General features: G+C 41.8%; 15 protein-coding genes. 12 read left to right on the forward strand and 3 right to left on the reverse strand.

Features of this window, described 5'->3' with window-relative positions; genetic code table 11:
- Positions 1-211: 211 nt before the first annotated feature.
- The gene (gene tgt / locus LX73_RS12185; RefSeq protein ID WP_148899800.1) at positions 212-1,339 is read right to left on the reverse strand and encodes a tRNA guanosine(34) transglycosylase Tgt; all 1,128 of its coding nucleotides are present in this window, start codon (positions 1,337-1,339) and stop codon (positions 212-214) included.
- A gap of 158 nt (positions 1,340-1,497) precedes the next feature.
- Between tgt and LX73_RS12190 the strand changes: the two genes are divergently transcribed.
- The 9 genes from LX73_RS12190 (at position 1,498) to LX73_RS12230 (ending at position 7,858) form a co-directional block, all read left to right on the forward strand.
- Entirely contained in the window at positions 1,498-2,226 is a 729-nt protein-coding gene (locus tag LX73_RS12190; protein ID WP_148899801.1) for a polyprenol monophosphomannose synthase, read from the forward strand.
- A gap of 76 nt (positions 2,227-2,302) precedes the next feature.
- Positions 2,303-3,274 (forward strand): acetyl-CoA carboxylase carboxyltransferase subunit alpha, encoded by a 972-nt coding sequence (locus tag LX73_RS12195; RefSeq protein ID WP_148899802.1) that lies wholly within the window; start codon positions 2,303-2,305, stop codon positions 3,272-3,274.
- Positions 3,275-3,280: 6 nt separating this feature from the next.
- Positions 3,281-3,715, forward strand: a complete 435-nt coding sequence (locus LX73_RS12200) for an acyl-CoA thioesterase (RefSeq protein ID WP_246138248.1) — start codon at positions 3,281-3,283, stop codon at positions 3,713-3,715.
- 4 nt (positions 3,716-3,719) lie between these two features.
- Complete coding sequence (locus tag LX73_RS12205) at positions 3,720-4,217, forward strand: DUF2085 domain-containing protein (RefSeq protein ID WP_148899804.1); 498 nt, start codon at positions 3,720-3,722, stop codon at positions 4,215-4,217.
- Entirely contained in the window at positions 4,192-4,776 is a 585-nt protein-coding gene (locus LX73_RS12210; RefSeq protein ID WP_148899805.1) for a DUF4199 family protein, read from the forward strand. The genes LX73_RS12205 and LX73_RS12210 overlap by 26 nt, the downstream gene beginning before the upstream one ends.
- Before the next feature lie 21 nt (positions 4,777-4,797).
- Entirely contained in the window at positions 4,798-5,730 is a 933-nt protein-coding gene (locus tag LX73_RS12215; protein ID WP_148899806.1) for a CPBP family intramembrane glutamic endopeptidase, read from the forward strand.
- Between the two features lie 13 nt (positions 5,731-5,743).
- On the forward strand, positions 5,744-6,013 hold the full coding sequence (locus LX73_RS12220) for a putative signal transducing protein (RefSeq protein WP_148899807.1): 270 nt from the start codon (positions 5,744-5,746) through the stop codon (positions 6,011-6,013).
- An 11-nt stretch (positions 6,014-6,024) separates the two neighbouring features.
- Positions 6,025-6,846, forward strand: coding sequence for a phosphatidate cytidylyltransferase (locus tag LX73_RS12225; protein WP_148899808.1), 822 nt, complete (start codon positions 6,025-6,027; stop codon positions 6,844-6,846).
- Complete coding sequence (locus tag LX73_RS12230) at positions 6,833-7,858, forward strand: dipeptide epimerase (RefSeq protein WP_148899809.1); 1,026 nt, start codon at positions 6,833-6,835, stop codon at positions 7,856-7,858. Before LX73_RS12225 ends, LX73_RS12230 begins: the two co-directional genes overlap by 14 nt.
- A 21-nt stretch (positions 7,859-7,879) precedes the next feature.
- Here the strand turns inward: LX73_RS12230 and LX73_RS12235 are convergent, their stop codons facing one another.
- Positions 7,880-8,347 (reverse strand): MauE/DoxX family redox-associated membrane protein, encoded by a 468-nt coding sequence (locus tag LX73_RS12235; protein WP_148899810.1) that lies wholly within the window; start codon positions 8,345-8,347, stop codon positions 7,880-7,882.
- Between the two features lie 80 nt (positions 8,348-8,427).
- On the opposite strand from LX73_RS12235, the gene LX73_RS12240 reads away from it, so the two are divergent.
- On the forward strand, positions 8,428-9,324 hold the full coding sequence (locus LX73_RS12240) for a TIGR01777 family oxidoreductase (protein WP_148899811.1): 897 nt from the start codon (positions 8,428-8,430) through the stop codon (positions 9,322-9,324).
- A 43-nt stretch (positions 9,325-9,367) separates the two neighbouring features.
- Here LX73_RS12240 and LX73_RS12245 read toward each other — a convergent pair whose 3' ends face one another.
- Complete coding sequence (locus tag LX73_RS12245) at positions 9,368-12,013, reverse strand: PQQ-binding-like beta-propeller repeat protein (RefSeq protein WP_148899812.1); 2,646 nt, start codon at positions 12,011-12,013, stop codon at positions 9,368-9,370.
- Between the two features lie 104 nt (positions 12,014-12,117).
- On the opposite strand from LX73_RS12245, the gene LX73_RS12250 reads away from it, so the two are divergent.
- Together LX73_RS12250 and LX73_RS12255 are read left to right on the forward strand one after the other, a co-directional pair.
- Entirely contained in the window at positions 12,118-14,244 is a 2,127-nt protein-coding gene (locus LX73_RS12250) for a BatA domain-containing protein (RefSeq protein ID WP_148899813.1), read from the forward strand.
- 3 nt (positions 14,245-14,247) lie between these two features.
- Positions 14,248-14,829: a hypothetical protein gene (locus tag LX73_RS12255; RefSeq protein WP_148899814.1), complete on the forward strand. Its 582-nt coding sequence runs from the start codon at positions 14,248-14,250 to the stop codon at positions 14,827-14,829.
- The last annotated feature ends 22 nt before the right edge of the window (positions 14,830-14,851 follow it).

Here is a 14,851-nt window from a genome sequence, read left to right on the forward strand (position 1 = left end):
GCGCCGATGGTACTGGCCAACCGGCCGGGAGCGTAGGTCCCCGACTGCTCGTTATTATATAGCCCTTTGCGCCCTGCGCAAAGGGCTTTCTTTGTTTTAAAGAGGGTTTTAAACTTTTAGTACTTCTTATCTCTATCTGGAAAAGTAAAACCCTGCATAACTATAAGTCAATTATACAGGGTTTTTACAAAAGTGATACTTCAAAAAAGTATCAGATCTTAGTATTTAATAACTCTGCTTTATCTTCGTACCAGTTATGGAAAGTATCATTTGCTATACGCTCCTTTACTTCATCCATAAGTGATAAATAGAAGATGAGGTTGTGGAGAGATGCTAATTCGAGTCCAAGCAGTTCATTATTACGGAAAAGGTGATGGATATAAGACATCTTATATTTAGAGCACAAGTCAGATGGAAAGTTAGGATCTAAAGGTTCATTATGATTTTTCCATTTAGCATTGGAAATATTGATATAACCATTTTCAGTGAAGATCTGACCATTACGTGCATTTCGTGTTGGGAGTACACAATCAAACATATCCACCCCACGAGCGATGCAATGTAACAGGTTAGCAGGTTTACCGACTCCCATCAAATACCTGGGTTTGTTCTCCGGAAGATAATCTGTGTTTAAATCAGTCATTTCATACATCAGATCGGTAGGTTCTCCTACACTTAATCCGCCAATTGCAATACCCTCAAAATCCATATCAGTTACTCGCTTGGCTGATTCAATCCTAAGATCTTCAAAGGTACCACCTTGGACAATTCCGAATTGTGCTTGCTTGTGTCCGTATTTAGGGTCTGTATTTAAGAAAGCATCGCGTCCTCGTTTCTCCCAGCGGTGGGTCAGTTCCATTGATTCCTTTGCATATTCGTAGCTGCAGGGATGGGGAGGGCATTCATCCAGTACCATCATGATATCGGAGCCCAGCGTGCGTTGAATATCGACCACACTCTCCGGTGTAAACATATGCTTGGAACCATCAAGGTGACTCTTAAATTCCGCCCCTTCCTCAGTGAGTTCGCGGTTGTCAGAAAGCGAAAATACCTGGTAGCCGCCCGAATCAGTTAGGATAGGACGATCCCAGCTCATAAATGGGTGGAGGCCGCCTGCATTTTCAATAATATCACAGCCGGGTCGAAGATAAAGATGGTAGGTATTTCCAAGGATTATTTGCGCTTTAATTTTATTGATAAGATCATTCTGTTTAACTGCTTTTACTGTAGCAAGTGTACCGACCGGCATAAAAATAGGGGTGTCAATTTCGCCGTGATCGGTGGTTAATGTTCCAAGTCGTGCTTTGCTAGAATCTGCTGTTTTTTTAAGCTCAAACAAGAAAATAGGGATTAAAAGTTTTGGATAACGTTGATAATATTGCGCTGGAAATTAATAAATTATTTGATGTAACTTTAAGAGACTATTTTTGTATTATTAGCAATTATTGAGTGGATAGTTGCATCAAGTTTTTAGTACTGACTAATTGTTAAATTGTTATGTCTGACAAGACATTAGTTATTGTTCCAACCTATAATGAGTCTAACAATATTACCAGGCTTATTGAGTCTGTAATGGGATTAGATTCATCTATGCATCTTCTTGTTGTGGATGATGGTTCGCCAGACGGAACGGCACAAATTATACAAGAACATCAGAAAGAGTATGGTAATCGGTTACATTTAATTCAACGATCAGGAAAGCTAGGATTAGGAACGGCTTATGTTCGTGGATTTAAATTTGCTCTCGACCATGATTATGAGTACATCTGTGAGATGGATGCAGATTTTTCGCACAATCCAGAAGATTTACCGCGCTTAGTTGATGAGGTAAAAAATGGGGACTCCGATGTTGCCATCGGATCCCGATACGCAAAGGGAATTAGTATTATTAACTGGCCGTTAAGCCGGTTGATCCTATCATACAGTGCCAATTTATATGCTCGATTTATTACTGGGCTTCCAATCGCTGATACCACTGCCGGTTTTAAGTGCATCCACAGAAAAGTATTGGAACAAATATCAATGGATAACATTCGATCGAATGGATATGCTTTTCAGATTGAGCTACATTTTCGAGCGTGGAAAGCCGGTTTCAGGCTTAGCGAGGTAGCCATAATTTTTCGCGAACGCGAAGAAGGAGTATCAAAAATGTCGAAAGGTATTGTGTGGGAAGCTATTTGGCGGGTATGGACGCTCAAGCTTCAAAGCATTTTTGGACAGTTGTAAATCACTGAGATAACATCTTAATATCTCAGCATTAGTTCTTATATTTGAACTGACTTTTAAGCGATAAATATTTGGTATGGAGTATTTAGATTTTGAACAACCTATTGCAGATCTTGAACAAAAGATCGAAGAACTTAGTGAGCTTTCTATAACGGATGATGATGTGCTAACTCCTGAAATTGAGCGACTTGAAGAGCGTGTTGAAGAGCTAAGGGAGTCGATTTTTACAAATCTCACCCGCTGGCAGCGTGTACAGCTGGCGCGTCATCCCGATCGTCCTTATACATTAGATTATATTTATAAGATCACTGAAAATTTTGTAGAAATTCACGGTGACCGTTATCAAAGCGATGACAAAGCCATCGTTGGTGGGTTTGCTACCATTAACGGGCAGTCAGTTGTAATTATGGGTCACCAGAAAGGGCGTGATACCAAAAGTCGGCAGTATCGCCGTTTTGGGATGGCCAATCCTGAAGGATATCGCAAGGCGCACCGGCTAATGAAGCTGGGTGAAAAGTTTGATATTCCCGTAATCACTCTGTTGGATACTCCCGGAGCTTATCCTGGACTGGAGGCTGAAGAGCGCGGACAGGCCGAAGCTATTGCCAAGAATTTAAAGATGATGGCGACGCTCAAAGTCCCAATTATTTCTGTGGTCATCGGTGAAGGTGCCAGCGGTGGAGCCATTGGCATCGGGATGGGAAACGAAGTATATATGATGGAGAATACTTGGTATTCTGTTATTGCTCCAGAATCATGTTCTACAATTTTATGGAAAAACCGGGATTATAAGGAACAGGCTGCAGCGGTGTTAAAGCTTACGGCTCCCGATCTGGAAGAAATGGGAATCATCGAAGGTATTATAGAAGAGCCATTAGGGGGCGCGCATCGTGACCCAAATCGGTCAGCATCTGCTGTTAAAGAGCAGTTACTGGCATCACTTGAGCGACTAAAAAAGATGTCTGCCGAAGAGCTGGTGGAGCATCGTATCGAAAAATATTCCAAGATGGGAGAATGGGAAACAGCTTCAAAAGCTAAGAAAAAGTAAATTATTTTGTTCCCTCAAAAAGAGCCCATTTATATCTATACCCATACGCTTAGAAGCCGCTATGGGGAGACCGATCAAATGGGCTATGTATATTATGGTCGTTATCTTGAGTATTTTGAGGAGTCCCGAACGGAAATGATACGATCGCTAGGTTTCCCTTATACCGAGCTCGAAGAACTTGGAGTAATGCTGCCGGTGGTACATACCGAAGTGGATTATAAAGCCCCGGTTTTTTACGATGAGCTGATGCAAATTGATGTTTTATTGTTTGATATTCCTACGGTACGGTTGCAGACATATTATAAAGTACATACCGATCGTAGAGAACAGCCCCATATTATAGGTAACGTGGATCTTTGTTTTATGGATGAAGAAGATCGTAAGCCCTGTCGGGCTCCCGGACAATTTCTTGATCAGTTAACTGCCGCGACTAGTAACTGATGATATGCGAATTCGACAGCAAAAGCTCTATTTATTGATATTGATATTAAGCTGCAGTGCTGTTGCAGCTGCACTGGGCGGTGGGTTATTTGGGCAGTCAGTTTCTTGGCAATTTCAATGGCAACATGAAGCCTTTCAGCAATTATGTCATCAGCTGCCTAGCCGTTCGTTTTGGATAGCCGGTCAACCGATGGCCGTGTGTAGTCGATGCTTCGGAATATATGCGAGCTTTGCACTATCTTGGATTTTGATCCCTTTTATTGGATACCTGATGGGCATTAATATTAAGGGGAGTGCAACACTGTTAGCGATTGCTCTTATATCTAACATATTTGATGTAGCTGGGAATTTTCTTGGGTTTTGGGAAAATACATTGTTTTCTCGTTTCCTTTTCGGAGTAGGGATTGGCACCGCAGTCGTTATTTTTCTAATTGGTTATTTTATTAATGATTTAAATATAAAAAAGGAATATTGCTATGGATACAACAGAGCAATTAAATGAAACCGATAACAATTACTGGCCGTCAGTATTTATTTCAGGCGGTATATTTGGGCTAATATATTTTTTGCTGCCTGTTTTGGTGGGATATATGATTATTAATGCCAATCCTTCGGAAGCAATGAGTTCATTACTTATTACGGTGGTGGGCTTTTGTTTAGCTTGCCTGATCGGTACGCTGGGAGGATTTACGGCGGCATGGCATTATGCAAAAGAGTTTGCCGGACAGCTTGATCTGGGCAAAGGGGCATTAATAGGATTTATAACTGGCGTTATTATTGTCGTCGTTGAAGTGTTTGCATCACAGTTGTGGTCAGTAATAGATCCTGATTATATTCCAAAACTTCTTGAAAATTTGACTACAATGATTGGTAACTTGAATATTCCCGAAGCACAAAAGCAGATGCAAATCGATTCCATAGCCGGACAGTTTCAATCTTCAGATAGCTTTGGTTCGGTGTTCGTAAATTTGTTGATACAAGCGCCTATTTGGGGACTTCTTAATTTGATAACAGGTATGATTGGTGCCAAGATTTTTGGAATCGATGAACCGGAATTTTGACCGTAAGTTTCTTTCTAAATAGTGGCAGATAATAATTCAAAGCAATCTTCTCTGTACGGTAATTACCAATCATGGGTCCAGCGCAATGGTTTTGCGGATTGGGCACTGGCCTTAATTTGGATTGTTGTTGCTTTTGGGCTTTTTCAGCTTGTGGGAGGCATCGTTGGTGGTCTTTTAGTTATATCAGAGTATGGCGCTACTCCTAATCCTGCCGAAATGCAGGCACTGCTTGGCCAACACCCTGACTTGTTGATTATTGGCAATTCGATAGGACAAGTATTGGTTATGGGATTGGGCACTTGGTTCATCACAAAATTACATACCTCCGGGGAGACTCAACTTTCTTTTTTACGTTTTAACGCCGACAAAAATACTCCCAAAAATATAGGTCTGGCTGTAATACTTATTTTTGTCATTCAGCCTACTATAATGTTCTTGGCCTGGATTAATTCATTTCTTCCAGTCCCCGAGTTTTTTACTCAAATGCAAAATACCCAGATGAAGATGATTGAAAGTTTGTTAACCAGTGATCTTACTATTTGGGTGATGTTGTTTCATGTGGCCGTAGTTCCGGCTATTTGTGAAGAACTGTTGTACCGAGGTTATGTCATGCGCTCTTTCCAAAAAAACTGGGGCATTTTGGCTGCTATAATTGTTTCGGGTCTGCTATTTGGGATGTACCATGTTCAACTTAGTAATTTACTTCCTTTGGCCACGCTTGGGATAGTATTTGCATTCTTAACGTGGACCTCAAAAAGTGTTTATCCTGCAATTGTTGCCCATTTTGTAAACAATGCAGGTAGTGTTGTGATGGGCAAGTACTATCCTGAATCAGCCTTTGCAAAAATAGCGCCTGAAACATTACCACCTATTTTCGTTGTAATTCCCAGTCTGTTATTTAGTGGTTTTATTGTATATTTCATATACAAAAAATATACAATAAATACGGCCTAAGCCGGGAGTTATTATGTTTGACAGCTCAGACCCCAATGAAATAGAAGATTGGACTTGCGTTATGGAGGCTGGTACCGAGTATGAGGTAGAAATTGCCAAGAACTATTTGAATGAACTAGATATCCCCTCCAATATTCTCTCTAAAAGGGATTCTTCCTTTAGTGTAAATTATGGTGAAATGGGAATGGTTTATCTGTATGTACCAAATGAATATGAGAAGAAAGCCCGTGAAGCACTCGAGGAATTCGAGATTCCGGAGGATGCAGAAAACGAACAAGAATAAGACTGGTACTTGTGAGTGAATTAACCAAGCGTATTCTGTTTGCCGTTCCGGCGGCGTTGGTTTTTCTGATCCTTACTTGGTTGGGAAACTACTGGTTCGTGGGATTAGTGATTATTATATCCCTGTTTGTTCAGCGCGAAATGTCGATAATTATTGAAAGTGCAGGATTTAAGCCGGAAGAATTTTTTCCCTATACGATTGGCTTATGGATTTTATTAACGCCGTTTGTTGAACATGATTTGATCATTGGATTTGGAATACTGTTATTTTTTGTAGCTGTTCAGATATTCAAAACAAGTGACCGAGGATTAAAAGAGTTAATCAATACTTTTTTCTGTGGCATTTATGGGCCGTTGGGGCTGTTACCATTGATTTTAATCCGCAATATGGGGACTCCCGAAATAGGTTTTGTATTAACTATTAGTTTGCTGTTTATGGTCTGGGGTAATGATGTATTTGCATACTTTGGTGGAAAGGCGTTGGGGAAGAATAAAATGGCCCCTACCATAAGTCCAAATAAAACCTGGGAAGGCTTTTCTTTCGGTATTCTTGGAGCATTGGTTGGATTAGGATTAGTAATATATTTTGTGCCTTTTCAGTTGCCTGTCCCCATACTAGTCCTGGCCCCTGCTGCCGTATTTGTTAGTATCTTTGGTCCCATCGGTGATTTAACAGCAAGCCGGATGAAGCGTGCCGCAAAAGTAAAAGATGCTTCAGCTATATTACCGGGCCACGGTGGATTTTTTGATCGTTTTGATGCGCTTATTCTAGCAGCACCGGCTTTTTATGTGTATTTGTACTTTTTGCAAATGATGGGTTATGTCACACTTTAGACTTTTATGTGAACCACTGGAACTTGAGTTGGCCCATCCGTTTACCATCGCGCGGGGTACGAAAAAGTCGGTCAGAAATGTGATGGTAACACTTTCTGCTGATGGCTTTACTGGTTATGGTGAGGCAGCTCCCAATAGCAGATACGGCGAAGATGCGGAAAAAGTGTTGGGCTACTTAAAGAATATTCCTGATAATTTCTTTGACGATGTCCAATCGGCAGATGAACTGGTATCTAAGCTTGGAGACTATAACAGGTCTGTAAAATCTGCCCAAGCAGCAGTAGAAATGGCATGGCTCGATTGGTGGGCGAAGAGCAAAGGTCAGTCACTTTGGAGTCTTTGGCAAGCTCCGTCAAATTCGACACCTCCTACCTCATATACCATTGCTTTGGATACTATTGATATAATGCAGCAGAAGGTACAGGAAGCTAAAGAATTCCCCATCCTTAAAGTAAAGTTGGGTACTGATCGGGATCGTAAAATTATTGAGGCTATACGATCAGTAACTGATAAGCCTATACGTGTGGATGCCAATGAGGGATGGACCGATTTGGAAACGGCTAAAAATCATATTGCTTTTTTAGCTAATCAAAATATTGAGTTAGTTGAGCAACCCATGCCGTCGGATTTAGATAATCAAATGAAAGAACTTTATGATTGGTCACCACTGCCATTGATAGCTGACGAACGTTTTACAGGCAGTGAATCGCTGAGTGAAATTGCTCAAATGTTTGACGGTATTAATATAAAGTTGGCCAAAATAGGAAGCTTGACGAAAGTGAAAACGGTATTATCAGAGGCTTTAAAACAAGACTTACAAGTGATGGTCGGTTGTATGATTGAAAGCACCCTGGGTATTGCCGCCGGAGCACTGCTCGGAACGTGGGCAGATTATATCGATTTGGACGGTCATCTGCTTATCAGTGATGATCCATTTGAAGGGCTTGAACTTACCGATGATAAACAACTTTGCTTAGGGAATGCACCCGGTTTGGGCATCACCAAAAAATAATTACCGAGAGTTTTAAAACAATCAGTGATGGTTATTAAGGGAGGACTGCTGCTTTTGGGCTTGGATTAACACCAATCCACCAATACAGAGGAGCATAAGCACCGTATTACGGATGAGTGTAAATTCTAGTCCTGAGCCAAAACTGAAAGCACCAAAGCATCCGCAACTTGCTATATTCATACCCTGCAGGTAAAAATATCCTAAGATACTGGTAAATCCGGCAAGCAAAAGCAGAGCGGCTGTCAAAGTCCATTTTAAATATTTTTCCCAACAAAGGAATCCTACAATCACAAGTTCAGCGATGCTCAACGATATAACAATATGAGCCGCATATTCGATAACCCAGAAATAAGTGCTCGAAAGCAACCGCACTAAATCATAGTTCACATAGCCGCTGTCGATGAGTTTACCGATACCTGAAAATAAAAATACAGCCCCTAGGATAATTCGTATTGCCAATAGCGAATAACGTCGGTATGTTGACTGCATTGTAGATATATTTATTAACTTTCGAAATTATCGATTGTCTTTTAATGTACATGTAAGCAATTTAAAAATAGAACAATTTTATGGAAATTTTTATTACCGGAGCAACGGGTTTTATTGGATCATATCTTCGAACAATGTTATTGCGGCAGGGACATTTTTTAACAATCGTAACCCGGAATCCCGCAAGTTATGAAAATGAAAAGGCTAAAAATCAACGATTTATCTCTTGGGATGATGATTTAGTTACAGAAATGGATAAATCTGATGTGGTTATTAACCTGGCAGGTGCCCCTATTTTTGGGCGACGATGGACCCAGCAGGTTAAAGAGCAGATTTATAACAGTCGTATTGAGCGAACAGCAGATATTGCAGAAGCAATTGTGCAGGCGAAAAATCCACCAGAGTTATTTATTTCGGGTTCAGCTGCGGGTTTTTATGGTGATCGAGGTGATAAGGTAATTGATGAATCGGTAGGCTCAGGCAGTGACTTTTTGGCGCGGGTATGTATTGACTGGGAAGCTTCTGCTTCACCAGCGGCAGATGCCGGAGTACGACTGGTTCATCCCCGAATTGGGATTGCTTTGGAGCAGGAGGGCGGAGCATTAAAACAAATGCTGCCAGCTTTTAAGTTTGGTGTTGGTGGACCGGTAGGTACGGGTAAACAATTTTTCCCGTGGATTCATATGCACGATTTGTGCCGTGGCTTGATTTTTCCCATTGATAATCATGATCTGGAGGGGGCCTATAACTTGAATGCACCGAATCCGGTTCGGATGAAAAAGTTTGCTAATATTCTAGCTGAACAACTTCGTCGCCCGGCGTTATTTCGTGTGCCCGAATTTGTGCTGAAACTCGTGTTTGGAGAGGCAGCTAATCCCATTGTCAACAGTCTCCGATTACAGCCCAAGAAGTTACAGCAACATGGGTTTGAATTTCGCTTTAGCCATCTTCCCGAAGCGTTAGGAGATATTCTTTGACAATGAGCAGTTTCCGTTTTCAAAGTTAAAGTTGTTTGACTGATCACTGGTCACTGTTTTCACTGCCAAAGATCGTCCAGCACCGTAGGCCTTCTCTGGTTTGGGCCATTAGTTCTTTGTATCCGTCACCGTCAATATCTGCAATAATAGGATGTTGCATGCCTGATGTAGGAACTGAGTAAATTCGTTTTCCGCTTTGTACTTCCCATACATACAAGCGCCCAAAATTAGCTAGAGCTACTAAATCATCCTTATTATTACTATCAATATCAGTAATGAAGGGAGAGAAGGAGCTGGCAGCCGGCTGGCCCATATTTTGAGTAAACCGAAGTTGACCTTGGGTGTTCAACAGAAAAACTGATCCATTGGAGCTCATTGTTAATATCATAGGTTCGCGATACTGCTGCTCTTCGGTATTGACCGTCAGGTTATGTACCGATGGCGTGCCAAGTAATGGGCTGCCGGATGTATAAACAGCCTCGATGTTTGAAGAGTCAGAAGCTGTTTCCAAGACATTGAGTGAGTCTGCAAATAACTTCTTGGGTCCAATAGCGTAAAGATTTCCATCTGCGGCATTCCCGAGAATATTATTGTTATAAATTGCAGGTGATCCATTGAGGGATGCGTTGATAAATTTGGGGAAGTTTTTGCGCAGGCTTCCATCAGCTGACCAAGCGTATAATCCATTTTGGGAATTTGCTAGTACCGATGTACCGCCCGGTATTTCCTCAACCGCTGGGGTATGTATAATTTTTGCATTGGTGGTTACCGGCCAGCCGCTGATATCTTCCCCTCTACCGTTTAAGGCATGCAGTTTGCGGTTAGCTGTAGCAACTAATGCATTGGGCAGCCCATCTTTGTCAATGTCGTTCACGACTAAAGGAGCAGTGATTTTTTCGGACAGCTGGAATGGGAATTTTGGCAGTGGCTGCCCGTTGTCATTCCATCCGTACACTTTATTGCCGGCTGTTACGAGTATTACATTTTGGTTGGTAGAGTACCAGTCATAAACAGTGGGCGAACCAATGGGCTCGTCACTGCCGGTATTGCCCTGCATAACCACGGTGCCGTCTGCTGCAAGGGCGTACAGCTTGCCTGCTTTGGTGACAAAAATAATTTCTTTTTGTTCGCTTCCTCCGATATCAGCTAGTACGGGTTTGCCCGAGATGTCAGACCCTGTGGGGAATAGCCATTTTTCGCGATAGGGAGCATTTCGATCCTCAGTTTGAAAGGTTTTTAAATTAAAGTCCAAATTCTTTTGTGAGGAATCTAGCTTGGCAGACGCTGCCATTCTATCAAATTTCGAAGTGATGACATCCACATAATTATCAGGTGCCAAAAATGGTTCAATGAAAGGATAGAAATCTTCCGAAGTCACAAAGAGTCCACTGATTCGCTGGGGAAGGTCGTTTTTTATCTCTCGGAAAGATTGTTCATAGTACATTGTTCGCCGCCTGTTTCGATCGGACGAGATCATTTCTACTAATCCTTTTCGTTTAGATATGATGACCCCTTCTCCGGTCACATCCAGATAAAAGCTTTGAAAACCGCATAGTGGGCTTCCAATCATATTGGATAAGGCTCTGCTTTGAACAAAATATGTTCCCTCCCGTGGCTGAATATGTCCGGCATTGGCCAGTTCGCGGAGCCGTTTACGTAAGGTGCTGGCATCTTTTGTCTTTCGTACAAAAACATGTTCACCGGTAGTGAGAAAACCCGATTTGGCATAGGTTAGGAGCGCAAATTCGGAGCTCAAAGTGTTAGCAATGTTTGAATATCGCTGGTTATTTGTTAAGAAAAGAGAATCGAGCTTGGTTGTATCAGCCAGCGATCGCGGAGCTGCCGTTTGTGGAGCCATTCGAAAAAGACCAAAAGCTGCGACGTTAGAAGAAATATATTTGTCCAGAGAGATAGGAGCATTTTCGCTGGAGAAGGCCGCTACTATATCACTGGGAATGTTTTTGTTAAGTGGCAGTGTGCCTGAAAATTGAATATTTTGCTTCTCGCCTTCTGTGTTAATAGATAACAAAGTGGGTTTAGTTCCGTCGAGTGCTTTCTTGAGAAGTGGTCTATAGCCTACTTTAGTAAGCTGGCGGGCCCAACGATCCAGCGAAGGGGTGTTCATCACAATACGTCCCGGTGACAGGGAAAGACTATCAAGCTTGGCCCGTGGAACATCTCCTGTATAGGCGCGTATGGCTTCTTCAATGGCAAGGCTCGATTCTGATAATAGCAGGTTGTTCTTTAGCTGGGCAGCAAAAAGTGTTCGCTGCTGTAGGCTCAGCTTATGGATAATAATATTGCCAAAATAATACTCGTTTTGTGCAAATTTCTGGTAAAAATTTTCCTCAAGCTTTTTTAAAAAGTTATTAGATGTTTGGGTTATCCAAACCGTTTGAAGTCGATCTCCCGAGCCGGGATACAAGGTAATGGCATCAAGCGTGATGGGACTGGTAGCCGTAGAATCAATACGCGAAAGCAGGGGAATGGCCGAAGAGGTAATGTCATCAAGAAAAGGCGTGTATGAAGAACTGAGAACGGAGTTCAACGTGGCATCTTTGGCGGGAATTATGACAAATGAAGTCTTATCCGGTACGGCGGCAGGCCACGGCTGGTCCGGTAGTGATGAGCATCCGTAAATTAGGATCAGAAAGAATATTAGAAGACTAGAAAGTTTCGATTGATTCATGAATAGGCTAAATTTCTCGGTAATAAAGTTGCAAATTCGTTGTTATGTTTTTAGTGTTTTTAAATGGTATAACGGGCGGTATAAGGTAAGAATTATTACAAATAATGAGTTTTTTAAATCCATTTTTCTTCATTGGGTTGCTGGCAGTGGCTATCCCGGTGATTATTCATCTTGTTAATTTACGCCGTCCGCAAAAAGTGGCGTTTTCAACTCTTTCCTTTATCAAAGAGCTTCGTAAAAGTACAATTCGTCGCATCCGAATCAAACAATATCTGTTGATGGCCTTGCGTATGATTGCGCTGCTGTTCTTAGCGCTTGCATTAGCCCGTCCCTTTTTGCCTCCAACGTTAACTGGATCAACAAGTTCCGGAACGCCCAAGGCAGTGGCGATTATGATTGACAATAGTGCTAGTATGCAGCGCGTAGGCAACCGTGGGCCACTCATTGATCAGGCTAAGGGTATCGCTGAGCGTATTATCCAAAATGCAAATAGTGATGACAAGTTTATCATTGTAACGACCAATAAATCAACGGTTGGACAAACGGGATCGCTTGACAGGCAGGATGCATTGGATGCTGTTTCAGAAGTAACGGCGAACAATACAGGTCACTATACCAAGGAACAATTTGCTAAAGCCTATCGCAATGTGCAGAATGCTCCACAGTCGCAAGGGGTTGCTTATATAATTTCAGATGGGCAGAAAAGTCAGCTGAGCGATCTGGAAGAAATAGAACAGTTTTCAAAGACGGAAAAGCAAGTTTCGGTACAATTGATTACCGTTGCTGCAGGCAAACAACAGAATTTAGCTATCTCATCAGTCGAGATAAATAACCAAATGATAAGTCACGGTACTCCGGTATCTATAAGTGCAACCGTAGAAAATGTAGGAAGTACTGCTGCGGCTAATCAGTTTATTTCTCTGTCAGTAGAGGGTGAACGTTCTGGGCAGTATGAGTTTTCGCTGGAGGAAGGACAAACAAAAACATTTGAATTTAGTATTACCCCTGAAACGGCTGGAGATCTTTCAGGACAGTTAATTCTTGAAGGTGATCAGGTTGAATATGACAATCGGCAAAATTTTGTAGTACGAATTCCCAGCAAGCATTCGGTTTTGTTAGTAAGTGGTAAAAACAGCAATAGTTCTTTTCCCTCATACTTGTCGCCGGCGTTAGAAGCTGCCCGGGAAACGAATGCACAAGTTTCGTTTAAGGAAGAGTCGTCGTCCGAGGTCAACCCTTCACAATGGTCTAACTATGATGCTATAATTCTGGACGGTCTCAAAAATGTGCCTGAGTACTGGTTTAATAGCTTACAGCAATATGTACAGGCAGGCAATGGGCTACTGTTTTTCCCTTCCGAGCAGGGAACTATTGAAAACTATAACCAGTTTTTTTCGCTTTTTAATGCCGGTCAGTTTATTGATGTGTTAGGAGAGTATGGTTCTTTTAATCCCGTTACTAAAATGGCAGGAATAGAGGAGGGACATCCCGTATTGGATGATATTTTCTCTAAAAAAGAAGATGAAGAGATTAACATTGAAGAGTCGTCGCTGTTTTATTATTTCCGTCACCAAAATACTACGAGTGCTACAGGGCTGGATGTGCTCAAAGCAGATAACGGGGATCCTATTTTGACTGAGCAACGATTTGGAAAAGGTGTGGTGTTAATCGCATCTTTGGGTACCGATCCTGGCTGGTCTAACTTATCGGTAAACCCTATTTTTGCGCCACTCTTTTATCGCAGCACATTGTATGCCTCTAGCTCAGAGCGGGCAGGTTTGCAACAACATGTGTTGGGACAACCTTTTCAATGGACGTTTAATACGACTTCCTCGGAGATACAACTAACGCTCAACAATTCTGAATACAAAGCTGAAACCCAGCGTAAAACCGATGGATTGGAAATACGTTATGAGGGCAGAGAATGGGAGCCGGGGATGTTAACTATTGAGATGCAAGAAGGGAATCAGAATATCGGGGTAAATCAAAGTATAATGGAATCCCGTTACGAACCGTTATCAGAAGAGCAATGGCAGCAGTATTTTGGAAATGATGTCATCCAGAATAAAATTATCAGTGCGAATAATCTTTCTGAAAATGATTTTAGCCAAGAACTAAGTACGGCCATGTTCGGGCAAGAAATTTGGAACTGGTTTATTTGGATTGCTTTGCTTTTTTTACTGAGTGAGACTATTGTTGCCCGGCTCTATAAAGCAGAATCAATATCATAACTAATGTTAGGCACAGAGCTTAATATCATTTTTTGGTTTATCCTGGGAGCATTTACCTTGGGAGCTGCCGTAATGGCAACGGCTGCATTGGTTAATGTTATTCGCCTGCGCAATGTGCGTATCAGCTGGAAGGCAGGAAAATTATGGGGATATCCGTTATTTTCTACATTATTTCTGTCTTCAGTATTGCTGGTAGGTGTAGTTGCTTTACGCCAAGGAGGGATGGAAGAAATTATTATTGCCGGTGTCTATGGTTGGTTGGGCTTTTGTTGGTTTTCAACGAGTTTGTTGGCTACCAAACGATTTATTACCGATTACGGAATCGTCAAAAATGCTAATGAGCCTTCACAAACAGTAGCGTGGCACCAGATTCGTGATTTTGTAGTAAAAGAGCAGGATGACCGTGACACCTACATTTTTATTTATACAACTGATGAGATGGATGAACACCACAATTTAATTCGGCTGGAACTGGATGTTCCACACGGAAAGAAAGAATTATTCGAAAATTTGATTTCACATAAACTCGGTCGCCGAATTCGTTGTTATGTAGATAGCGATATTAACGTCGGGCAGTTTGAATGACGACTGTTTTAGATAATGTTAA

It is taken from the genome of Fodinibius salinus, from assembly GCF_008124865.1.
Taxonomy (GTDB): domain Bacteria; phylum Bacteroidota; class Rhodothermia; order Balneolales; family Balneolaceae; genus Fodinibius; species Fodinibius salinus.